Origin of the sequence: Planomonospora parontospora (assembly GCA_014647935.1) — a bacterium.
In the GTDB taxonomy this organism is placed as follows: domain Bacteria; phylum Actinomycetota; class Actinomycetes; order Streptosporangiales; family Streptosporangiaceae; genus Planomonospora; species Planomonospora parontospora.
Map to the genome: position 1 here is coordinate 1 of BMQD01000018.1, position 21,206 is coordinate 21,206.

Sequence of the window (21,206 nt, forward strand, 5' to 3'; positions counted from 1 at the left end):
GCTCGGCCGGGATCCGTCCGGCCGGGATCCGCTCGGCCGGGATCCGTCCGGCCGGGATCCGTCCGGCCGGGATCCGCTCGGCCGGGATCCGTCCGGCCGGGATCCGTCCGGCCGGGATCCGTCCGGTCTGGGCCCGTCCGGCCGGACGGCACGTGTCCTCCGGCCCCGCACGTCGTGCCGTCACCATGACCTCCGGTACTTATCCGGCCGGGTCCCCCGCTCCTACCGTCGGACCGTTCCCAGTCCTCACGGAAGGAGTTCCCGTGTCACTCTCCTGGATGTCGCGCTTCGGCATGGTGTGCGGCGTCGTCCTGGCGCTGTCCGTCGGCCTGCCCGGGGCGGTCGAGGCGTTCACCGGCGAGACCGCCGCGACCAGTATCGTCCTGGGCCTCGGAATCGCCTTCGGCCCGCCCGCGCTCACCGCCTTCCACCTGCGTCAGAGCTCCGCCTCGGGCCGTTTCGGCGTCATCGCGTACGCCGTGAACATGATCGGGCTCAGTCTCTTCGCGGGTGTCGTCTTCGCGCTCAACCTCGTCGTCTTCTTCCTCGACCCGGCGGTGGTGAAGACGCTGCTCGCCGGACCCACCAGGATCGCGTTGCTCGGGGGCATGGCGCTCTTCGTCGTCGGGACCGCGCTGTTCTCCGTGTCGATGCTGCGCACCGGGGTCTTCCCGCGCGTCCCCGCCGTGGGCTACGGCGTCACCCTGGTGCTGCTGGCACTGCTCGCGCCGCTGCCGGACACCCCGCTGAACAGCGTCGTCCACGTGCTGGTCGCCGCATCGCTGATCTGGCTGTCGCTGTCGCTGCGGCAGGGCGAGGCGTCGCCCCGGCGGGCGGCCGTGCCGTACCGGACCGCGGGATAGCCGGATGGAGCGGCGTACCGGACCGCGATGGTGTACCGGATGGCGGGACGGGCGGGTGGAGCGGCGTGCGGTCCGGCCGTAGTCTGGCGGGCATGTCCCTCTCCCGCCCCGTGCCGTGGGTGTCGCCCGTGCTCTACGGCGCGGTGCTGGCGGCGGGCGTGTACGCCTGGCTGGCCGGGTTCGGCGACACCCGGCCGGCGCTGTTCGCCGGCGGCCTGGCCGCGCTGGCCGGGCTCGACCTGCTGGAGGCGCGCCGCCACCCGGAGGGCACGCCCCGGCGGCAGGCGGCCGTGCTGCTCGGCGCGCGGATCGCGCTGTTCGCTGCCGTCGCGGCCGCCGACGGGTCCGGGCTGTCGCGGGCGCTGTTCGTCCTGGTGCCGTTCACCGCGTACTTCGCCTTCGGCCGCACGGCCGCGGTCGCGCTGGCCGTGGCCTGCGCCCTGTCCCTGGCGGTGGCGGGCGCGGTGGCCGACCCGCGCTGGTACGCCAACCCCGAGCAGGTGTCCGACCTGCTGATGTTCTCCGTGGGGCTGGTCCTGGCCGTCGCCATGGCCGCGGTGGCGGTGGAGGAACGGAGGGCCAGGACCGAACTGGCCGCCTCCGCCGCCAGGGTCGCCGAGCTCTCCGCCGCGGCCGAGCGCAACCGGGTGGCCCGGGACATCCACGACGACCTCGGACACCACCTGACGGCGGTCGTCGTGCTGCTGGAGAAGGCCGCGGCCTTCCGGGAGCTGGACGCCGCCACGGCGGACCGGGCGATCGCGGACGCGCACGGTTCGGCGCGGCGCGCGCTGGGCGACGTCCGGCGGTCGGTCCGCACGCTGCGCGAGGAGGGCGGCGGCTCCTTCAACCTGGCGGACGCCCTGGCCGAGCTGGTGGAGGGACAGGCGGACGACGGCGTGGCCGTGGCCCTGGAACTCGCCGGTGATGAGCGCGGACACGACCCGGCGGCGCTCCGGGCCGTCTACCGGGCGGCCCAGGAGGGCATCACCAACGCCAGGCGGCACGCGCGCGCCACCCGCGTCACCGTGGCCGCGACCCTGGGCGCGGCGGGCGCCGAGCTGGTGGTCAGCGACGACGGCCGCGGGTTCGCGCCGGAGAGGGAGGGGTACGGCCTGCTCGGCATGCGGGAACGCGTGCACCTGGCCGGGGGGCGGGTCGACATCGGCGCCGCCCCCGGCGGCGGGACCCGGCTGACCGTCACGATCCCCCGGCGGACCGCCCCGTGACCCCCGAGAGCCCCGCGACCTCCGAGACTCGGGAGATCCCCGTGGCCGCCTCCGGGACCCCGAGCGGACACGGCCGCGCAGGGGTTCCGGCAAGCCCGGGGACGCCGGTGCCCACGGGGAACCCCGCATCCCCGGAGGCCTCCGACCGGGCGGTGCGCGTCCTGGTCGTCGACGACCAGCGGCTCATCCGGGAGGCCGTCGCCTCGCTGCTCGGCATCCAGCCCGGCATCACCGTGGTCGGCACGGCGGCGGACGGGCACGACGCGGTGGAGCAGACGGTCGCGCTGGCGCCCGACGTGGTGCTCATGGACGTCAGGATGCCCGGGATGGGCGGGGTCGAGGCCGTCGCCGCCCTGCGCGACCGCGCCCCCGGCGTCCGGGTGGTCATGCTCACCACCTTCGACGACGAGGAGTACGTCGTCCAGGCGCTGCGCGCGGGTGCGACCGGCTACCTGCTCAAGGACGTGCCGGCCCGGGAACTGGCCGCCGCCGTACGGCTCGCGCACGCCGGCATCGCCCAGCTCGACCCGGCGGCGGCGGCGCGGCTGGCGTCGGTCCTCGCCGTCCGGCCCGGCGCAGGGCCGGACGCCTCCCTGACCGCCAGGGAGCTCGACGTGCTCCGGCTGATCGCCCGGGGCTCGACCAACCGGGAGATCGCCGAGCGCCTGTTCCTCAGCGAGGGGACCGTGAAGAACCACATATCGCGCATCCTCCACCGGCTCGGCCTCCGCGACCGTACCCAGGCGGCCGTCTACGCCCGTGACCACGGCCTGGGGTGACGCCGGGCGCCGTCCTCCGAACCAGGCCCCCGGCGGTGGCGTCCGCACCGGGTCCCGGCGTCGCCCCTCGCATCAGGCTCCGGCGGTGGCGTCCGCACGGGGCCCCGGCGGCGGGCCCGGCATCGGCCCCTGCACCGGACCTCGGTGGCGGTGCCCGGTGTCCGGCGGGCCACGCGGCGGATCCCCGGCCAGTGATCTTTCCTATTGATTACATGATTACAGATCATGCATAGTGGGCCGGAGGCTTCGATCTCACCCTCCGGAGGACGACCATGATCGTGGAGTACATCCGCTACCGCATCCCCGACGACCGGTCGGCCGCGTTCGAGGAGGCCTACGGCAGGGCGGCGCTCCTCCTCGCGCGGGCGCCGCAGTGCGCGGACTACGAGCTCAGCCGCTGCGCCGACGACCCCGCCTCCTACATCCTGCGGATCACCTGGACCTCGGCCAAGGAGCACCTGGAGGGGTTCCGGGGAGGCGAGCTGTTCCCCGGCTTCCTCGCGGAGGTCCGGCCCTACGTCGGCATGATCGAGGAGATGCGCCACTACGAGCCGGCCGCGGTGCGCGGCACCGGCGGCGCCGTCCCCACCCTGTACGACTGGATGGGCGGGACCGAGGCGCTCGAACGCCTCACCGAGCGGTTCTACGAGACGGTCCGGGCCGACGACGTGGTCGGGCCGCTCTTCGCGCACATGGACCCCGGCCATCCCCGCTACGTCGCCATGTGGCTGGCGGAGGTCTTCGGCGGCCCGGCGCGCTACACCGGCGAGCGCGGCGGTTACGCGCACATGCTGGGCATGCACCTGAACCGGGCGATCACCGAGGCCCAGCGCCGCCGCTGGGTGACCCTGCTGGCCGACGCCGCCGACGAGGTCGGCCTGCCCGACGATCCGGAGTTCCGCGCGGCGTTCATGGGTTACATCGAGTGGGGCACCCGCCTGGCCCTCGCCAACTCCCAGCCCGGGGCCGCACCCGTGCGGCAGGCGCCGGTGCCGCGGTGGGGCTGGGGCGTCGCGCCGCCGTACCAGGGCTGACGCCGCGGGACCCTTGCGGGACCTCCGTGGGAGTCCCGCGGGGGTCCCGCCGCGCGGCGTCGGCGGCGGTCGGCGCGCTGCTTCCGGAAGCGTGCGAGGGGCTCCGGGTTCCGGCGCCCGGACGCCTCCCGGGCATGGCGCGCCGGACCGGCGGCGCTAGGCGGCGGGTTCGAGGAGCACGCAGCAGTTGTCCGGGCAGGGCCGCAGCCGGGCGGTGAACCGCTCCGCGGCGTTCAGGCCGTCGAGGCAGCCCCGGGCCAGGGCGGCGTTCACCGAGCAGACCAGCTCGGTGTCGACCGCGCGCATCCGCTGGAACGGGCAGTTCGTCAGCACCACGGAGCCGCCGTCGGCGGCGGGCTCGTAACCGAGCCGGCCGAGGAGCTCCCAGAGCGCGTCGGGGGCGCCGGAGGCGGCCTGCTCGGCGGCCAGCTCGCGGCCGAGCCGTACGGCCGCGCGGACGGCGGCCTCGGTGAACGACTCGGAGGGCAGGTGCTCCCGGGCGGCGCGGAGCAGGATCTCGGCGAGCAGCTCGTAGCGGCGCGGCGGCACCGAGGCGTTCAGCTCGCGCCGGGCGGCCCGGTAGCGCTGGGCGGGACGGCCGCGGCGGCCGGTGCCCGCCGGTTCGTCGACCGTCGTGACGAGCCGGGCCTGTTCGAGCTTGAGCAGGTGGAACGCGACCAGGGTCCGGCCCATGCCGAGGGCCTCGCAGACCTCCTGGCGGGTGCACGGCCCGTTGGCGACCAGGAACTCGTAGAGGCGGGCCCGTTGCGGCTCGGACAACAGGCCGAGCGCCTCGAGGTCCCCCGACGTCGCGTCCATGGACTCCACCGTAGCCGAATCTCAAATTTCGCCAATTCTGGTTGACGTAATTTGGAGCCGACGGAATATTGAGCACGGCAGTTGGCGGAAATGGCACGAGCGATGGGGGAAGCGATGCGTCCGACGCACCGGCGACGAGAGGTGAGCCGATGAGGGACGAACCGATCGGCGCCGGACCGGCGATGAGGCTCGACCGGTTCTGCGGGCCGGTGCTCTCGCTCTTCCGCGCCGTGACGGGCCTGCTGTTCCTGTTCCACGGGCTGGCGTCGATGTTCGGTGTCCTCGGCGGCAACCGCGGCACCGGCCAGGCCGTGGAGTTCGGCGCCTGGCCCGGGTGGTGGGCGGCGCTGGTCCAGCTGGTCTTCGGGGCCCTGGTGTTCGCCGGGCTCCTCACCCGCCTCGGCGCGCTGATCTGCTCCGGCTCGATGGCGTACGCCTACTTCGTGGTGCACCAGCCGGACCACCTCCTGCCGCTGCTCAACGGCGGAGAGCTCGCGGCGCTGTTCTGCTGGTCGTTCTTCCTCGTCGCGGTGCTCGGCCCGGGACCCTGGGCGCTGGACGCGCTCCTACGCCCCCGGGGCCGGAGCGGGCCGGCGGTGGCGGTGGTCGCGCGGGACGGCCGGTCCGTAACGCGGTGACGGGCCGGCGGAGGCGGGCAGCGCCTGGAGGTCCCGGGAAGAGTGACGTAGATCATATCTGAGACCGTGAAAGCGGATCGGCGGATCGGGCGATAAGAAGCGACCGCCGATCCGTCTCCGAGAGGGTGCACATGCCGGGGAGACCATCGTGACCGCGCCGCCCCGGACCGCCCTGTCCGCGGCGGGGACCGGCCGGACCCCGCCCGCGGTGGAGGACGCCGGCCGAACCCCGTCCGCGGAGGGGGCCGGCCGAACCCCGTCCGCGGAGGGGGCCGGCCGGACCCCGCCCGTGGAGGACGCCGGGACCGGCCCGTTCTCCCTCGACGACCCGGAGGCGTTCGGCGCGGTCTTCGACGCCTGCTTCGCAGAGATCCACCGGTACGTCGCCCAGCGCCTCGGCCCCGACCACGCCGAGGACGTCGTCGCCGAGACGTTCCTCACCGCGTTCCGCAAGCGGGCCTCCTACGACCCCTCCCGGGCGGGCGTGCGGGCGTGGCTGTACGGCATCGCCACCAACCTCGTCGGCAGGCACCGCCGCCTGGAGGTGCGCACGCTGCGCGCGCTCGGGCGCCACGGCCCGGACGCCGACGCCCCCGGCCACGACGAGCGCGTCGCCGCGCGGGTCAGCGCGCAGAGCCTGCGGCCGGAGCTCGCGGCGGCGGTGGCCGGGCTCGACCGGCGCGACCGCGACGTCCTGCTGCTGGTCGCCCTGGCCGGGCTGAGCCACGAGGAGATCGCCACCGCACTGGGCATCCCGTACGGGACCGTCGGGTCCCGGCTCAGCCGGGCCAGGAAGAAGCTGCGCGCCGCGCTGGGCGGCGGCAACCCGATGCTCGACCCCGAGGAGACCGGCCGTGGATGAGCTGAGGACGCTCCGCGAGCTGTACGGCGAGCCGCCGGCCGACCCGTTCCTCAAGGCCAGGGTCCGCGGCCGGGTCGAGGCAGGGGTCCGCGGCCTGCCGGACGCCGGTGCCCGCCGGGGTCCGGTGGCCTGGTTCCGTCGTGGCCGGGGGACCGGGCGTCCGGGGGTCGGACTCCTCCGGGGCCGGGGGACCGGGAATCCAGCGGCCGGACTCCGCCAGGGCCGAGGGGCCGGGCGTCCGGGGACCGGACTCCTTCGGGGTCCGGGGGCGGGATCGGGACGGCGCCGTCTGCGGCGGCCGTGGGCGCCGGTCGCGGCCGGGCTCGCCGCCGCCGTGGCGGTGGCGGTGGCGCTCGTGGTCCCGGGGGCGACCGGCGGCGAGCCGGGCGGCCCGGGCGGGCCGGACCGGATCACGACGGTCTCCGGCCGGTCGGTGCTGCTGGCGGCGGCGAGCACGGCCGCCGCCGAGCCCGTGGCGACCGGCGCGTACTGGAGGGTCAGGAAGCTGCACCGGCAGACCCATCCGGAGCCGCTCGGCCGGGGCGGGAACCGCTACCGGCTGGTGGAGTCGCGGGTCACCGAGCAGTGGGTGGCCAGGGACGGCCGGGTCTGGTCGGGTTCCCGGGCGCTGGGGGCGCACCCGGCCGGCAAGGCCGACGAGGACGCCTGGCGGCGCGACGGCTCGCCCGCCGAGTGGTCCAGCCGGGGACACCTGCTGTCCACCGCGGCGGAGGAGGGGCGGCTCACGGCGGCCACGGGCAGGGTGCCGTTCAGCATGGCCGGCCGTGCGATGACCTTCGAGCAGATCCAGGGGCTGCCGACCGATGCCGCCGCGCTGAAGGAGTGGGTGAGCCGGGCGGTGCGGGAGGAACGGGCGGCCGGCGCCTCCGGGGCCGGTCCGCTCGACTCGTTCGACGGCGTCGTCGCCGACGCGCTGAGCGGCCTGCTGTGGAGCAAGCCGTCGCCGCCGGCCGTGCGGGCGGCCGCCTACCGGGCGCTGGCGGAGCTGCCGAACGTCCGCTACCTGGGCGAGGCGACGGACGAACGGGGCCGCAGGGGCGCCGCGTTCTCGTTCGACCTGCGGGCCGCTCCCGCCGTCCGGCGGACGCTGATCATCGATCCCGGCGACTCGCAGGTGCTCTCCGCCACGGTCGCGGGCCCGCCGGGGTCCGGAGGAGACCAGGTGGAACTGGTGCTGGAGGCGGGCTGGACCGACGACGAACCGGCCGCGCCCGGCCTGCCGTAGCCCGCCTCACCGGGTGGTCTCCAGGGCCGCTCGCGCCGTTCATTGGAGCAAGCATTTGTTCAAGCACGTCACCACGGTGCCCGGTCCCGCCGTGTACCGGCCCGCCGTACCGGTCCGGCTGCGCCGCGCGGGCGCGACCCTCCTACGGATCTTCGTGCGGGCCTTCCCGCGGGCCTTCCTGCGGACCTCCGGGCAGGCCTTCCCGCGGGCCTTCGGGCAGCGGTCCGCGCTGCGGTCCCTCCGGGCGGGCGAGGGTCCGGCCGTCTGCGTGCCCGGCGGCTTCCCCGCGATCGACGCCGCGGAGGTCCTGCGGGGCCGGGTCGCGTTCGCCGGCCTCCCGCCCGCCGACCTGGGCACCGGGGGGATCGACTGGCTCGCCGACCCGCACCGGAGCCGTTCCTGGGCGCTCAACCTGCACGCGTTGCGCTGGATGGGCGGCCTGGTCGTGGAGTACGAGCGCTGCGGGAACCGGGAGTTCCTCGACCGCGCCGCCGCGATCGCCGAGGACTGGGTACGCGGCAACCCCGAGGGCGGGGCCGGGGTCAGCCCGTGGGCCTGGGCCGAGCACCCGGTCGCGCTGCGCGGCCCGGCGCTGGTCTGCCTCAGCGCGCACGTGCGCGCCGGCTGGCTGCGCCGGAGCCTGGCCGAGCACGGCCGGGTCCTGGCCGATCCGGCGCTCTACCGCCGGGGGCACAACCACGGCCTGGACCAGGACATCGCGCTGCTGACGATCGGACGCCGCCTCGGCCACCGGCCCTGGCAGGAGCTGGCCGTCCGGCGGATGACCGGCTCCGCGCTGCTCGCGATCGACGGGCAGGGCGCGCTGCACGAGCAGGCGCCGCGGTACGGCCTCTACGTCCACCGGCGGCTGGGGGTCGCGCTGGAGACGATCACCCGGTGCGGGATGGAGGTCCCGCCCGCCCTGGCCGCGCGGCGCGCGGCGCTGGAGTCCTACGTCGCCCACGCCACCCAGCCCGACGGCAGCCTGGTGCCGATCGGCGACGGCCCGGCCGGGGTGCGCCCGGTGGGATTCCCCGCCCGGCGGGAGACGGTGCGGGTGTTCGACGCCGGCTACGTCTTCGCCAGGACCGCCTGGGACGACCCGGCCTCGGCGTACTACTCGATCAGGTTCGGCCCCGGGCGCAGGCTGCACGGCCACGAGGACCACCTGGGCGTCACCTACCACGCCCGGGGCCGCGCGGTCCTGGTCGAGGCGGGCTTCCACTCCTACGAGCGCACGCCGTACCAGCGGTGGACGGCCTCGCCCGAGGCGCACAACGTCCCGGTCGTGCCAGGCGCGACGTTCCGGGAGGGTACGGCGACGCACCTGGTGAGCGCGTCCACCGGCCCGGAGCGGCAGTGCTTCCGGCTCACCGACGACGCGTACGGGGTCCGCCGCACCCGCTCGGTCCTGGTCGTCCACGGCGCCGACCTGATGGCCGTGCTGGACGAGGTCCCGGCCGGGTCGGTGCTGCGCAGCCTCTGGCACTTCGACCCGTCGCTCACCGTGGTCTCGGTCCGCGACGGGCGGGTGGTGCTGGCCGACGGGGAGCGGCGGGTGACGCTGGTCCAGCTCTCCCCGGTCTCGGGCCTGCCGCTCGGCGGGCAGGAGGTGGAGCACCGGGAGATCGCGACCGGGCACCTCCGGACGGCGCGGTCGGCGACGGTGCTGTCGCCCGCGGCGCGCTCCGTGCTGACCCTGGTCGTCCCCGGCACCGGTGATCCCGAGGTCACCTGCGCCGGCGGCCGGGCGACCGTCCGGACCCCCGGCGGCCCGGTCTCCTTCCCGCTCTCGCTCGACCGGTGACGGCGGCCGGACGGAACCCCGGGAACCTCGACCGGTGACGGCGGCCGGCCGGAACGCCGGGAACGAGGACGTCCGGGCCGGCCCGCGCGGGCCGGCCCGGACGCCGGGATCATCAGGCGAGGTCGAACCGGTCGAGGTTCATGACCTTGTCCCATGCCGCCACGAAGTCCTTCACGAACTTCTCCTTCGCGTCGTCGCTCGCGTAGACCTCCGCGAGCGCGCGCAGCTCGGAGTTCGCCCCGAAGACGAGGTCGGCGCGGGTGCCGGTCCACTCGATCGAACCGGCGGCGTCGCGGCCCTCGAAGGTGCTCGCGTCGTCCGACGCCGACGTCCACTCCGTGCCCAGGTCGAGCAGGTTGACGAAGAAGTCGTTGGTCAGCACTCCGGGCGTCTTGGTGAAGACGCCGAACGGCGACTGCCCGTGGTTGGCGTTCAGGACGCGCAGGCCGCCGACGAGGACCGTCATCTCGGGGGCGCTCAGGGTCAGCAGATTCGCCCGGTCGAGCAGGAGGTACTCGGCCGGCAGCCGGTTGCCCTTGCCGAGGTAGTTGCGGAACCCGTCGGCCGCCGGCTCGAGCGCGGCGAACGACTCCACGTCGGTCTCCTCCTGCGAGGCGTCCACGCGGCCCGGCGTGAAGGGGACCTCGACGTCGAAACCGGCGTCCCTGGCGGCCTTCTCGACGGCCGCGCAGCCGCCGAGCACGATCAGGTCGGCGAGCGAGACCCGCTTGCCGCCGGTCTGGGCGGCGTTGAAGGCCTCCTGGACCCCCTCCAGGGTGCGCAGCACCGGCGCGAGCCGGTCGGGGTCGTTGACCTCCCACCCGTTCTGCGGCTCGAGGCGGATGCGGGCGCCGTTGGCGCCGCCGCGCTTGTCGCTGCCGCGGAAGGACGAGGCCGACGCCCACGCGGTGAACACGAGGTCGGACACCGTCAGGCCCGAGGCGAGGATGTCGCCCTTGAGGGAGGCGACGTCGGCGGCGTCGACGAGCTCGTGGGTCCGCTCCGGGAGCGGGTCCTGCCAGATCAGCACCTCGCTCGGGACCTCCGGGCCGAGGTAGCGCGCGACCGGGCCCATGTCGCGGTGGGTCAGCTTGAACCACGCGCGGGCGAAGGCGTCCGCGAACTCGTCGGGGTTCTCCAGGAAGCGCCGCGAGATCTGCTCGTAGATCGGGTCGAACCGGAGCGCGAGGTCGGCCGTGGTCATCCCCGGGGCGTGGCGCTTCGACGGGTCGTGCGCGTCCGGGACGGTGCCGTCACCGGCGGCGCCCTTCGGCTTCCACTGGTGGGCGCCGGCGGGGCTCTTGGTCAGCTCCCACTCGTAGCCGAACAGGATCTCGAAGAAGCTGTTGTCCCACTGGGTCGGGGTGTTCGTCCAGGTGACCTCGATGCCGCTGGTGATCGTATCGCCGCCCTTGCCGGCGCCGAAGGTGCTCTTCCAGCCCAGGCCCTGCTGCTCGATCGGGGAGGCCTCGGGGTCGGGGCCGACGTGCTCGGCCGGGCCCGCGCCGTGGGTCTTGCCGAAGGTGTGGCCGCCCGCGATCAGGGCGACCGTCTCCTCGTCGTTCATCGCCATCCGGCGGAAGGTCTCACGGATGTCGCGCGCCGAGGCGAGCGGGTCCGGGTTGCCGTTCGGGCCCTCCGGGTTGACGTAGATGAGGCCCATCTGCACCGCGGCGAGGGGGCTCTCCAGCTCCCGGTCGCCGCTGTAGCGCTCGTCGCCGAGCCAGGTGGTCTCGGGGCCCCAGTAGACGTCCTCGTCGGGCTCCCAGACGTCCGCGCGGCCGCCGGCGAAGCCGAAGGTCTCGAAGCCCATCGTCTCCAGGGCGACGTTGCCGGTGAGGACCAGGAGGTCGGCCCAGGAGATCTTCTGGCCGTACTTCTTCTTGACCGGCCAGAGCAGGCGGCGGGCCTTGTCGAGGTTGGCGTTGTCCGGCCAGCTGTTGAGGGGGGCGAACCGCTGCTGACCGGCCCCGGCGCCGCCGCGGCCGTCGGTGATCCGGTAGGTGCCGGCGCTGTGCCAGGCCATCCGCACCATGAGCGGGCCGTAGTGGCCGAAGTCGGCCGGCCACCAGTCCTGCGAGGTCGTCAGGACCTCCGCGATGTCCCGCTTCACGGCCGCGAGGTCGAGGCTGTTGAACGCCTCGGCGTAGTCGAAGTCCTCGCCGAGGGGGTTGGCCACGGCGGGGTTCTTCGCGAGGATCTTCAGGTTGAGCCGCTCAGGCCACCACCGGTGGTTCCCGCCGCCCTGGGCGGGGTGCGAGGCGCGGCCGTGCGCGACCGGGCAGCCGCCGCCCTCCTCCGCCTTCGGGTCGGTGACGATCGCGTCGTGGTTCTCGGACATGGAAATCCTTCCGGACTGAGGGACGAGAGGTGTTCAGGAGTCGCTGGTGGAACAGGCGGGGCACAGGCCCCAGTAGATGACCTCGGCCTCGTCGATCGAGAAGCCGTGGGCATCGGACGCGGTCAGGCAGGGCGCCTCGCCGACCGCGCAGTCGACGTCGGCGACGACGCCGCATGACCGGCACATGACGTGGTGGTGGTTGTCCCCGACGCGCCCCTCGAACCGGGCCGGGCTGCCGGCCGGCTCGATGCGGCGCAGGAGTCCCGCCGCGGTGAGCGCGTGGAGGGCCTCGTACACGGCCTGGAGGGAGATGTGGCCCACACGGTCGCGCACCCCGGAGGCGATCGCCTCGACGTCGAGGTGGTCGCCGGCTCGCACGGTCTCGAGGAGCGCGACGCGGGCGGCCGTGACCCGCAGGCCCACCCCGCGCAGCTCCTCGGCGGTGGTCGGAGTCTCGGGTGCGGTCATGGCGCCAAACCTACCTCCATAAACACGAATGACTCAAGAGAGCGAATGACTTAAGTCTAATGTCCCGCCGGGCAGGGTTCGTCCTGTCCCGCCGAGCGGGGTTCGTCCCGTCCCATCCCGCCGCAGCACGGTACGGCGCGGCGCGGCGCGGTGCGGCTACCATCGTGGCGGCGGTGACGTCCTGGACCGCCTCCCCCACCCGCGGCGACCTCGCGGCGCCTCATCCCACCCGCACGTGCCTTAGGAGAGCCTCGCCCATGGGCGCCGACCATTCCCACGGTTCGCACGGCCACCTCCCGGCGGGTTCGCGGGCGACGGTCCGGGCGATCCTGGCCGTGATCATCCCGCTGGCGGTCGTCACCGTGGCGGCGCTGGTCTGGCTGTGGCCGGCCGGACCGGTCTCCACCGCGCAGCAGCCGACACTGCAGCGGGTGAACGGGACCATCACCGCGATCACCCTCACCCCCTGCCCGGAGGAGCCGCCCATCGAGGGGGAGCCGCAGGCTGCGCCGCCCGCGCCGGACCCGGCCACCTGCGGCGACGCCCGCGTCCGGCTGACCAGCGGCCCGCAGGCCGGCGGGGACGTCGTCTCCCCGCTGCCCAGCGGCCCGGGCGCGCAGCGCTTCGCCGCCGGCGACGACGTGGTGCTCATCCACACTCCCGACAGCGAGCTGGATGTGCCGCCCTACCAGATCTCCGATCACGACCGGTCCTCGCCGCTGCTGCTGGCCGGCGCCGCCTTCGCGCTGGCGGTGATCGCGTTCGGCCGCTGGCGCGGGGTGATGGCCCTGGTCGGGCTGGGCATCACCTTCGTGCTCCTGCTGGCGTTCGTCATCCCGGCGATCCTGGCCGGCGAGCCGCCGCTGCTGGTGGCCGTCGTCGGCGCCGCGGCGATCATGCTGACCGTGCTGTATCTCACCCACGGGTTCACCGTCACCACCTCGGTGGCGATCGTGGGCACCGTGGCCAGCCTGACCCTGACCGGCGCGCTGGCCTACGCCGCCATCGGCGTCGTCCAGCTCAACGGCATCACCGACGAGAGCTCCTTCTACCTCGACACCAGCCACCGCATCAACACCCAGGGACTGCTGCTGGCCAGCATCATCATCGGGTCCCTGGGCGTACTGGACGACGTCACCGTCACCCAGGCCGCCACCGTCGCCGAACTGGCCCACGCCAATCCCGGGTACGGGTTCGCCCGGCTGTACCGGGCCGCGGCCCGGGTCGGCCGCTCCCACATCGCCTCGGTGATCAACACGATCGTGCTCGCCTACGCCGGCGCGTCGCTGCCGCTGCTGCTGCTGATCAGCGTCGGCGAGCAGCCCCTGGGCGAGGTGCTGACCAACCCGGTGCTCGCCCAGGAGATCGTCCGCAGCGTGGTGGGCACCCTCGGGCTGATCGCGGCCGTGCCGATCACGACCGCGCTGGCCGCCCTGACCGGCGCCCGCCGCGCCGACTCCGATCATGACCACGACCGCGACGACCCGCCACGCCGGGCCCGTCACCGGCGGCCGCCGCAGCCGCTGTCCGACCCGGTCGCCTGAGTCGGTCCGGCCGCCGGACGGGTTCCGGAACCGTACAGAACGTGCCGGAGGCCGGGCTGCACAGGACGCCCGGAAGGCCGGCCGGGCGGCTCACCGGGTGTCCGGTCCGCCGCCGGGGCGGGCGAAAAACCGGTCGCTTCCCCCTCGTACGCTGCGGCAACATGGCCACGGTGGTGTCGGCGTTCGGGAGGGCTGATGACTGTGCTCGGATCGCCGGAGGGCTCCGGAGACGGCCCGCCCGTGCGGAGATCGGCGGTTCTGCTGGCGCTGCGCCACTACTGCGGCGAGCTGAGGCGCCAGTGGCGGGTCGCGGTTCCCGCGCTGACGCTGCCGGCGATGGGGAACATCTGCCTGTACTACCTGGCGCCGCTGGCGGTGGCCGGGCTCGTGGGGCACCTGTCAGGCGGCGGGGACGGTTCCGTCGACGCGCTGATGCCCTACGTGGTCGGGTTCGGCGCGCTGCTGCTGGCGGGCGAGGTGCTGTGGCGGGTGGGGCTGCACTTCCTGAACCGCACCGACGCCCGGGGCATCGAGAGGCTCGGCGTGGTGGGCATGGACGCGCTGCTGGCCAAGGACGCCGCGTTCTTCCACGACAACTTCGCCGGATCGCTGACCAAACGGGTGCTCGGATTCTCCTCCAGGTTCGAGGACTTCGCCGACACTCTCACGTTCTCGATCATGGCCAAGGTGGTCCCCCTGGCCTTCGCCTCGGTGGTGCTGTGGCGGTACCACCCGCTGCTGGTCGTCGTGCTCCTGGGCCTCATCGTCTTCACCGCCGTCCTCGTTGCCCCGCTCATCCGCCGCCGCCAGGCGCTGGTCGACGAACGCGAGGCCGCCAAGGTGCGGGTCTCGGGCCACGTCGCCGACGTGCTGTCCAACATGGACACGGTCCGCGCGTTCGCCGCGGAGGAGCGCGAAGCCGTCGAGCACCGGGCCAGGCTCGCCGAGCAGCACCGGTTGTCCCTGCGCTCCTGGGACTACGGCAACCTCCGGGTGGACACCGTGGTCGCCCCGCTGTCGGTGCTCACCAGCACCGCGGGCCTGCTCCTCGCCGTGGCGCTCCGCGGCGGCCTCGGCGTGGAGGCCGTCGTGGTGACGTTCACCTACTACTCGAACGCGATCAACATCATGTTCGAGTTCAACCAGATATACCGGCGCATGGAGAGCGTGCTCACCGAGGCGGCCCAGTTCACCGAGCTGCTCCTCGTGCCGCCGACCGTGGTGGACCCCCCCGACCCGCAGCCGCTGCGCCCGGCCGACGCGGGCGTCCGCTTCGAGCGGGTGAGGTTCGCGTACGCCGACGGCCCGCCGCTCTTCGAGGACCTGGACCTGGACATCCCCAGCGGGACCAAGATCGGCCTGGTCGGCCAGTCCGGCGGCGGCAAGAGCACCCTCACCCGGTTGCTGCTGCGTCTCATGGACGTGGACGGGGGCAGGATCCTGGTGGGCGGGCAGGACATCTCCCGGCTGCGCCAGGCCGACCTGCGCGGCCTCATCGCCTACGTCCCCCAGGAACCCGCCATGTTCCACCGGTCCGTGCGGGACAACCTCGCGTTCGCCCGGCCGGGCGCCACCGACGCCGAGATCCTCCGGGCCGCGCGGGCGGCGCACGTCACGGAGTTCGTCGAGTCCCTGCCGGACGGATTCGACACCCTGGTCGGGGAGCGCGGGGTCAAGCTCTCCGGCGGCCAGCGGCAGCGCGTCGCGCTCGCGCGCGCCATCCTGCGCGACGCCCCGATCCTGGTGCTGGACGAGGCGACCAGCGCCCTGGACTCCGAGAGCGAGATCCTCGTCCAGGAGGCCCTGTGGCGCCTGATGCAGGACCGCACCGCGCTCGTGGTCGCGCACCGCCTGAGCACCGTCGTCCGGATGGACCGGCTCGTCGTCCTCAACCGGGGGCACATCGTGGAACAGGGCACCCACGCCGAGCTGCTCCAGGCCCGGGGCCCCTACGCCCGACTCTGGCACCACCAGTCCGGGGGCTTCCTGGCGGAGGACGACGCCCCGGACGCGGTCCGCCGCTGACCGGCGCCGCGCGGCCGCTCCCCGCCCCGGTCGTGCTCCACCGCGCTGACCGGTGCCCGCCCTCGGCCGCTCCCCGCGGCGGTCCGGGCTGCGCGACCCGCACCGGTGGGCGGCTCCGCCCGCCCGCCGGCCCCGGTCAGTACAGCTTCGCGGCGGTGCGCTGGACCACGGCGGGGGCCAGGCGGACGCGTCCCGCCGTGGCCCGGTGCCCGCGGGTGTCGGTGACCCGCACGGCGAAGGGACCCCGGCCTGCGCCGGAGGCGGCGATCCAGTGGTTGTGGTCGGCCCGGGCCAGTCTGCGCCACGCGCCGCCGGCGGCCTTCACCTCCACCGAGGCGAGCGGGTTGCCGTGGTCGATGACCAGCACGGCCAACCACCACCGCGACGACCCCTCCTTGACGCGGAAGGAGAGCGGTCTGCCGATCCGCGGGTCGCGGACCGGGCGGTAGGCGACCCGCGCCGTGCCCCTGCCGGAGCCGGCCACCCGGGTGAAGGCCCTGCGGCTCAGGTCGATGTGCCCCGCCGGGCACTCCGGGCACTGGTCGACGACCTTGACCCGGACGGAGCCCTTCGGCCCGGTGACGTCCAGATAGCCGCCGCAGGAGGCGGCGGCGGCGTACTCGCGGGGGGAGAGCGCCACGTAGAGGCCGTCGGCCGGAGGCGAGGGATACGAGCAGTTCCCCCCTCCGGACCGCAGTTCGTAGAAGGTCGCCTTCCCCCTGACCGCCTTCCCTTCGATCTTCCCTTCGATCGCTTCTCCTCCGATCGCCTGCACCGGTCCGAGGGCGGTCGCGGTCCCCTCCCCGCCCCGGGCGGACTGCGCCAGGGCCGGGGAGGGGAGGAGCGAGCTCGCGGCGAGCACGGCTACGAGGGCGGGGGGCAGACGTCGCATCCGGGGGTTCCTCTCGAAGGGGGACGGAGGCGACGGTAGCGAATCGGCCCCGGGCACCGCGTGCCCAGCCGGTGCCCGCTCTGCCCCGGCACCCGTGGGCCCGAGGTTCACCGGCCGCGGGTTCACCGGGGGACGGCGGGACCGGAGCCCGGCGCCGCCGGCGTTAGGCGAGGTTGCGGTGGGCCCGCGCGTGCAGGGCGATCCCCACCGAGACGGAGACGTTGAGGGACTCGGCCTCGGGGTTCATGGGAATCGACGCCGACTCGGCGGAGATGCCGGAGAACTCGCCCGACGCGCCGGTCTTCTCGCTGCCGAACATGAGGACGAGGCGCTCGTCGATGCCGCCGAGGTCCCTGACCGTGAGGGCTCCGCCGGCCTCGAAGGCCATCAGGCGCATGCCGTTGTCCTGGAAGTGGCGGAGCGCCTCGGCGCGGGAGGCGAGGACGATCGGGAGCGAGAACACGTAGCCGCGGCTCGCCCGGATCAGCCGCCGGTCGGCGATGCTGACGAGATCGCTGTCCACGAGCACGATGCCCGAGGCGCCGAGTGCGAAGGAGGTCCGCACGATGGCGCCGATGTTGCCGACGATCTTCACCCCGTCCAGCAGGACGAGGTCGCCCTTCCGGCCGGTCAGGTCGGCGAAGCCGCAGGGATGCGGGACCCGGCAGATGCCGAACGCCTTGGGCTTCTTCTCGGTCTTGAAGACCTGGTTGGCGATCGCGGGGGAGAGCAGGCGGACCGGGATGCCGCGCTGCTCGCACGCGGCGAGCAGGTCGCCCGGCAGGGGAACGGTCTCCAGGCCGTAGACCTCGATGAGCTCGACCCCGGCGCGGATGCTCTGCATGAGCGGCTCGGAGTCCTCGATCAGCGCCGTGCGGACGACGGACCTCGAAGGCTTCGTGACATCGATGATCCGTTGTACGGCGGGATCGGAGCGCTCGGTGATGACGTCAAGGCTGGTCACGGCGAAGAGGCTAACACGAGCGTCGCCGGGTCTCCGGGCCGGTCAGGGCAGCGCAGGGCGGTGCAGGTGGAGCGCAGGGCGGTGCAGGTGGAGCGCAGGGGGGCGCAGGGCACTGCAGTGCAGGGCGGTGCGGTGCAGTGCAGGGTGCGGGGGCGAGCGGTATCCACCGTTCGGTGGATTTCCGGATCAGCACCATCCCCCGCCGATCAGGACCGGCAGGTCGATTCGCCCCGGACGCGGGCGGAAGATGCTTGAGCCATGGCAGTCATCGAAGTCACAGACCTCCGCAAGCGGTACGCGGACCTGACCGTGCTGGACGGGGTGTCGTTCTCGGTGGAGGAAGGCGAGATCTTCGGCATCCTCGGGCCGAACGGCACCGGCAAGACCACCACCGTGGAGTGCGTGGAGGGTCTGCGGCGGCCCGACGGCGGGTCGATCAGGGTTCTCGGGCTCGACCCGGTCGAGGACGCGCGCAGGGTGCGCGAGCAGATCGGGGTACAGCTCCAGCAGACCCAGCTGCCGGAGAACATCAAGGTGTGGGAGGCCCTCGACCTGTACGCCTCCTTCTACGCCGCCCCGCGCGACTGGCGGGAGCTGCTGGAGGAGTGGGGGCTGGCGGACAAGCGGAACGCCCGGTTCGGCAAGCTCTCCGGCGGCCAGAAGCAGCGGCTCTTCATCGCGCTGGCGCTGGTCGGCAACCCGCGGGTGGCCTTCCTGGACGAGCTGACTACCGGCCTGGACCCGCAGGCCCGCCGTGCCACCTGGGAGCTGATCAAACAGGTCCGGGCGGGCGGTGTGACGGTGGTCCTGGTCAGCCACTTCATGGACGAGGTGGAGGAGCTGTGCGACCGCGTCGCCGTCTTCAACCGCGGCAGGGTCGTGGCGATCGACACCCCGGCCGGACTGGCGGGGGGCGAGCACCGGATGCGGTTCACGGTGATGACGGGGGAGATGACCGGCGTCGAGGGGCTGCCCGGCGTGACCGGTGTGTCCAGGGAGGGGAACCGGATGGTCGTCACCGGGACGGGTGACTTCGCCACGGCGGTCACCGCGCACCTGGCCCGCCACCAGGTCCTCGTCAGCGACCTCCGGATCGACAAGCGCACCCTGGAAGACGCGTTCACCGCCCTGACCGGCCGGTCCTTCGACTAAAGGAACACGATCATGATGAAACTCGCCTTCGTCGAGACCAAGCTGCTGACCCGGGAGCCCGGGGCCCTCTTCTCCCTGCTCATCCCGCTGTTCATCCTGGTGGTGTTCGGAAGCTCGATCGAGCCGGGCGACACCGTGCTGCTGCCGATGGCGCTGGCCATCGCCGTGGGGCTGGTGGCCCTGTACATGCTGCCCACCACCCTGGCCACCTACCGAGAGCGGGGCATCCTGCGCCGGCTGTCGGTCACGCCGGTGCGCCCGGGCAACCTCCTGGCGGTTCAGCTGCTCCTGCTCCTCGTCCTCGCACTGGCCGCCTGCGGGCTGCTGCTGGCCGTCGCGGGCACCGTCCTCGGCGCCCGCCTGCCCGCCGGGGGGCTGCCCGCCGCGCTGGTCTTCATCCTCGGTACGGCGAGCATGTTCGCGGTCGGCCTGCTCATCGCGGCGCTGGCGCCGAACGGCCGGTCCGCCAACGGGATCGGGGTCCTGCTGTACTTCCCGATGGCCTATCTCGCCGGGCTCATGCAGCCCGTCCACCTGATGCCCGATATGTTGATCCGCATCGGGGAGTTCACCCCTCTGGGTGCTTTCGCGCAGAGCATGCGGGAGGTCTGGGCGGGCGGTGCCCCCAGCCCCCTGCTGCTCGGTGTGATGGCCGCCTACGCTCTGGCCGTCAGCCTCGCGGCGGCCAAGTTCTTCCGCTGGGAGTGACGGATGACCGGCCGGCTCGACCGATGGGAACGGCTGCTGGAGCGCCAGATGGCGGCCACGCCGTACGTCCTGCTGGTGATCTCCGCGGTGCTCTCCCTGGCCACCGGCGGCAGCCCGTGGATCACGTCCGGCCTGGCCGCGCTCGCGGCCGCCTGGATGTGGCTGGTGCCGCGGGGCGCGGCCGGCGGTGCGGTCTACGTGGCGGGGCTGGTGGTCCTGATCGGCGCGCTCTGCACGCAGGGCGTGTGGTTCGCGAGCTTCTTCGGCTTCACCGGCTATCTCCACTCCTGGCAGTACCTGAAGGGGAACCAGAGGTTCGCGGGGGTGACCGCCACGGCGGCGATCAGTGTCACGGCCTACGGCGGCGGCCTTCCCGAGCCCACCCCGTCAGCGATCTTCACCTACCTGTTCTTCACCGCCGCCATCGTCGTGGGGGTGAGCCTGTTCAGCTTCGTCGGGGAGGTCACCGCCGAACGGAGCACCGAGCGCAAGCGCATGGTGGCGCGGCTCGAGGAGACCATGCGGGAGAACGCCGGCCTCCAGGCCCAGCTGCTGGTCCAGGCCCGCGAGGCGGGCGTGCTCGACGAGCGGCAGCGCATGGCGGCCGAGATCCACGACACCCTCGCCCAGGGGCTGACCGGCATCATCACCCAGCTCCAGGCGGCCAGGCAGGCCGAGGACTGGCGGGGCCACGTGGACAACGCGGTACGGCTGGCCCGGGAGAGCCTCGCCGAGGCCCGGCGCTCGGTGCACGCGGTGGGCCCCGGCCAGCTGGAGGCGGCGCCGCTGCCCGAGGCGCTGGAGGGCGTCGTGGCCCGGTGGGGCGAGCTCAACAAGGTTCGTGCGGATTTCACCGTCACCGGTACGGTTCGTCCCATGCATCCGGAGGTCGAGGAGACGTTGCTGCGCACGGCGCAGGAGGCCCTGGCCAACGCGGCCAAGCACGCCGGCGCGTCCCGGGTCGGGCTGACCCTGTCGTACATGGAGGACGTGGTCACCCTGGACGTGCGTGACGACGGCGCCGGGTTCGACCCGGAACGCGTCCGCGACGGCGGGGGGTTCGGCCTGACCGCGATGCGCAAGCGGGTGAGCCGGCTGGCCGGCACGCTGGAGGTCGAGTCAGAGCCCGGCACGGGCACCGCGATCTCCGCGAGCGTCCCGGCGGTGGTCCGTGGCTGAGCCCTCCACGACCCCCATCCGGCTGCTGATCGCCGACGACCACCCCATCGTCCGCGACGGCATCCGCGGCATGTTCGCCGGCGACCCGGACTTCGAGGTGCTCGGCGAGGCCGCGGACGGCGCCCGGGCCGTCGAGCTCGCGCGGGCGCTGAGCCCCGACGTGATCCTCATGGACCTGCGCATGCCGGGGACGGACGGCGTCGCGGCCATCAAGGAGCTCGCCCGGCTGGGCAGCGCGGCCCGCGTCCTGGTGCTGACCACCTACGACACCGACCGGGACGTCCTGCCCGCCATCGAGGCCGGGGCCACCGGCTACCTCCTCAAGGACACCGGCCGCGACGAACTCGTCCGCGCCGTGCGCACGGCGGCGCGGGGCGAGGCCGTACTCTCCCCGTCGGTCGCCACCCGCCTCCTCGGCCAGGTCCGCACCCCCGCCGACCCGCTGAGCACCCGGGAGCTGGAGGTCCTCCGCCTCATCGCCGAGGGCGGCACCAACCGGGAGATCGCCGCACGCCTGTTCATCAGCGAGGCCACGGTCAAGAGCCACGTGCTGCACATCTACACCAAGCTCGGCGTCAACGACCGCGCGGCCGCCGTCGCCGCCGCCTTCCGGCGCGGCCTGCTCACGACGGACGGCGCCTGACCGCGGCCGGGGA

19 protein-coding genes are annotated in these 21,206 nt (G+C 73.9%); 14 read left to right on the forward strand and 5 right to left on the reverse strand.

The genetic code is table 11. The annotated features are described in order from the left end of the window. The first annotated feature begins 263 nt into the window (after positions 1 to 263). The 4 genes from IEZ07_RS25290 to IEZ07_RS25305 all read left to right on the forward strand — a co-directional run bounded on the left by IEZ07_RS25290 (position 264) and on the right by IEZ07_RS25305 (position 3,905). Positions 264 to 863 carry a hypothetical protein gene (locus IEZ07_RS25290; protein ID WP_191897032.1) on the forward strand — a complete coding sequence of 200 codons (600 nt, stop codon included), beginning with the start codon at positions 264 to 266 and terminating at the stop codon, positions 861 to 863. A gap of 92 nt (positions 864 to 955) precedes the next feature. Then, the gene (locus tag IEZ07_RS25295) at positions 956 to 2,092 is read left to right on the forward strand and encodes a sensor histidine kinase (protein ID WP_191897033.1); all 1,137 of its coding nucleotides are present in this window, start codon (positions 956 to 958) and stop codon (positions 2,090 to 2,092) included. Positions 2,093 to 2,199: 107 nt separating this feature from the next. Next, positions 2,200 to 2,871, forward strand: coding sequence for a response regulator (locus tag IEZ07_RS25300; protein WP_191897034.1), 672 nt, complete (start codon positions 2,200 to 2,202; stop codon positions 2,869 to 2,871). Positions 2,872 to 3,143: 272 nt separating this feature from the next. Beyond that, a complete protein-coding gene (locus IEZ07_RS25305; RefSeq protein WP_191897035.1) occupies positions 3,144 to 3,905 on the forward strand; it encodes a group II truncated hemoglobin in 762 nt (253 codons plus the stop codon). 156 nt (positions 3,906 to 4,061) lie between these two features. Here the strand turns inward: IEZ07_RS25305 and IEZ07_RS25310 are convergent, their stop codons facing one another. Further along, a complete protein-coding gene (locus tag IEZ07_RS25310; protein ID WP_191897036.1) occupies positions 4,062 to 4,724 on the reverse strand; it encodes a helix-turn-helix transcriptional regulator in 663 nt (220 codons plus the stop codon). A gap of 149 nt (positions 4,725 to 4,873) precedes the next feature. Between IEZ07_RS25310 and IEZ07_RS25315 the strand changes: the two genes are divergently transcribed. The 4 genes from IEZ07_RS25315 to IEZ07_RS25330 all read left to right on the forward strand — a co-directional run bounded on the left by IEZ07_RS25315 (position 4,874) and on the right by IEZ07_RS25330 (position 9,277). After that, positions 4,874 to 5,362 (forward strand): DoxX family protein, encoded by a 489-nt coding sequence (locus IEZ07_RS25315; protein WP_239320489.1) that lies wholly within the window; start codon positions 4,874 to 4,876, stop codon positions 5,360 to 5,362. Positions 5,363 to 5,510: 148 nt separating this feature from the next. Beyond that, positions 5,511 to 6,224: an RNA polymerase sigma factor gene (locus tag IEZ07_RS25320; protein ID WP_307729038.1), complete on the forward strand. Its 714-nt coding sequence runs from the start codon at positions 5,511 to 5,513 to the stop codon at positions 6,222 to 6,224. Next, entirely contained in the window at positions 6,217 to 7,470 is a 1,254-nt protein-coding gene (locus IEZ07_RS25325) for a CU044_5270 family protein (protein WP_191897037.1), read from the forward strand. Before IEZ07_RS25320 ends, IEZ07_RS25325 begins: the two co-directional genes overlap by 8 nt. Before the next feature lie 55 nt (positions 7,471 to 7,525). Then, the gene (locus tag IEZ07_RS25330) at positions 7,526 to 9,277 is read left to right on the forward strand and encodes a heparinase II/III domain-containing protein (protein ID WP_239320487.1); all 1,752 of its coding nucleotides are present in this window, start codon (positions 7,526 to 7,528) and stop codon (positions 9,275 to 9,277) included. Between the two features lie 112 nt (positions 9,278 to 9,389). Here the strand turns inward: IEZ07_RS25330 and katG are convergent, their stop codons facing one another. Beyond that, complete coding sequence (katG, locus tag IEZ07_RS25335) at positions 9,390 to 11,618, reverse strand: catalase/peroxidase HPI (RefSeq protein ID WP_191897038.1); 2,229 nt, start codon at positions 11,616 to 11,618, stop codon at positions 9,390 to 9,392. Between the two features lie 33 nt (positions 11,619 to 11,651). Further along, the gene (locus IEZ07_RS25340; RefSeq protein WP_068902639.1) at positions 11,652 to 12,086 is read right to left on the reverse strand and encodes a Fur family transcriptional regulator; all 435 of its coding nucleotides are present in this window, start codon (positions 12,084 to 12,086) and stop codon (positions 11,652 to 11,654) included. A gap of 257 nt (positions 12,087 to 12,343) precedes the next feature. On the opposite strand from IEZ07_RS25340, the gene IEZ07_RS25345 reads away from it, so the two are divergent. Then, complete coding sequence (locus IEZ07_RS25345; RefSeq protein WP_191897039.1) at positions 12,344 to 13,630, forward strand: YibE/F family protein; 1,287 nt, start codon at positions 12,344 to 12,346, stop codon at positions 13,628 to 13,630. 195 nt (positions 13,631 to 13,825) lie between these two features. Beyond that, positions 13,826 to 15,655 carry an ABC transporter ATP-binding protein gene (locus IEZ07_RS25350; RefSeq protein WP_191897040.1) on the forward strand — a complete coding sequence of 610 codons (1,830 nt, stop codon included), beginning with the start codon at positions 13,826 to 13,828 and terminating at the stop codon, positions 15,653 to 15,655. Between the two features lie 136 nt (positions 15,656 to 15,791). On the opposite strand, the gene IEZ07_RS25355 is transcribed toward IEZ07_RS25350, so the two are convergent. Both IEZ07_RS25355 and nshR read right to left on the reverse strand, forming a co-directional pair. Further along, positions 15,792 to 16,547 (reverse strand): expansin EXLX1 family cellulose-binding protein, encoded by a 756-nt coding sequence (locus tag IEZ07_RS25355; protein WP_191897041.1) that lies wholly within the window; start codon positions 16,545 to 16,547, stop codon positions 15,792 to 15,794. Between the two features lie 163 nt (positions 16,548 to 16,710). Next, positions 16,711 to 17,511 carry an NshR/TsnR family 23S rRNA methyltransferase gene (gene nshR, locus IEZ07_RS25360; RefSeq protein ID WP_191897042.1) on the reverse strand — a complete coding sequence of 267 codons (801 nt, stop codon included), beginning with the start codon at positions 17,509 to 17,511 and terminating at the stop codon, positions 16,711 to 16,713. 258 nt (positions 17,512 to 17,769) lie between these two features. Here nshR and IEZ07_RS25365 point away from each other — a divergent pair, with 258 nt between their 5' ends. From IEZ07_RS25365 to IEZ07_RS25380, 4 genes are read left to right on the forward strand one after another with little or no spacing between them, the layout of a single operon-like run. After that, entirely contained in the window at positions 17,770 to 18,663 is an 894-nt protein-coding gene (locus IEZ07_RS25365) for an ABC transporter ATP-binding protein (RefSeq protein WP_191897043.1), read from the forward strand. Positions 18,664 to 18,675: 12 nt separating this feature from the next. Then, a complete protein-coding gene (locus IEZ07_RS25370; RefSeq protein WP_191897044.1) occupies positions 18,676 to 19,371 on the forward strand; it encodes an ABC transporter permease in 696 nt (231 codons plus the stop codon). A gap of 3 nt (positions 19,372 to 19,374) precedes the next feature. After that, the gene (locus IEZ07_RS25375; protein ID WP_191897045.1) at positions 19,375 to 20,550 is read left to right on the forward strand and encodes a sensor histidine kinase; all 1,176 of its coding nucleotides are present in this window, start codon (positions 19,375 to 19,377) and stop codon (positions 20,548 to 20,550) included. Further along, positions 20,543 to 21,193, forward strand: coding sequence for a response regulator (locus IEZ07_RS25380; protein ID WP_068902659.1), 651 nt, complete (start codon positions 20,543 to 20,545; stop codon positions 21,191 to 21,193). Before IEZ07_RS25375 ends, IEZ07_RS25380 begins: the two co-directional genes overlap by 8 nt. Positions 21,194 to 21,206 lie beyond the last annotated feature (13 nt).

What these genes read in the sequence shown, in the direction of transcription:
- IEZ07_RS25345 (WP_191897039.1), top strand. Translation starts at nt 12,344, where the DNA reads ATGGGCGCCGACCATTCCCACGGTTCGCACGGCCACCTCCCGGCGGGT.
- IEZ07_RS25350 (WP_191897040.1), top strand. Translation starts at nt 13,826, where the DNA reads ATGACTGTGCTCGGATCGCCGGAGGGCTCCGGAGACGGCCCGCCCGTG.
- IEZ07_RS25305 (WP_191897035.1), top strand. Translation starts at nt 3,144, where the DNA reads ATGATCGTGGAGTACATCCGCTACCGCATCCCCGACGACCGGTCGGCC.
- IEZ07_RS25295 (WP_191897033.1), top strand. Translation starts at nt 956, where the DNA reads ATGTCCCTCTCCCGCCCCGTGCCGTGGGTGTCGCCCGTGCTCTACGGC.
- katG (WP_191897038.1), bottom strand. Translation starts at nt 11,618, where the DNA reads ATGTCCGAGAACCACGACGCGATCGTCACCGACCCGAAGGCGGAGGAG.
- IEZ07_RS25315 (WP_239320489.1), top strand. Translation starts at nt 4,874, where the DNA reads ATGAGGGACGAACCGATCGGCGCCGGACCGGCGATGAGGCTCGACCGG.
- IEZ07_RS25365 (WP_191897043.1), top strand. Translation starts at nt 17,770, where the DNA reads ATGGCAGTCATCGAAGTCACAGACCTCCGCAAGCGGTACGCGGACCTG.
- IEZ07_RS25355 (WP_191897041.1), bottom strand. Translation starts at nt 16,547, where the DNA reads ATGCGACGTCTGCCCCCCGCCCTCGTAGCCGTGCTCGCCGCGAGCTCG.
- IEZ07_RS25375 (WP_191897045.1), top strand. Translation starts at nt 19,375, where the DNA reads ATGACCGGCCGGCTCGACCGATGGGAACGGCTGCTGGAGCGCCAGATG.
- IEZ07_RS25310 (WP_191897036.1), bottom strand. Translation starts at nt 4,724, where the DNA reads ATGGACGCGACGTCGGGGGACCTCGAGGCGCTCGGCCTGTTGTCCGAG.
- IEZ07_RS25370 (WP_191897044.1), top strand. Translation starts at nt 18,676, where the DNA reads ATGATGAAACTCGCCTTCGTCGAGACCAAGCTGCTGACCCGGGAGCCC.
- IEZ07_RS25340 (WP_068902639.1), bottom strand. Translation starts at nt 12,086, where the DNA reads ATGACCGCACCCGAGACTCCGACCACCGCCGAGGAGCTGCGCGGGGTG.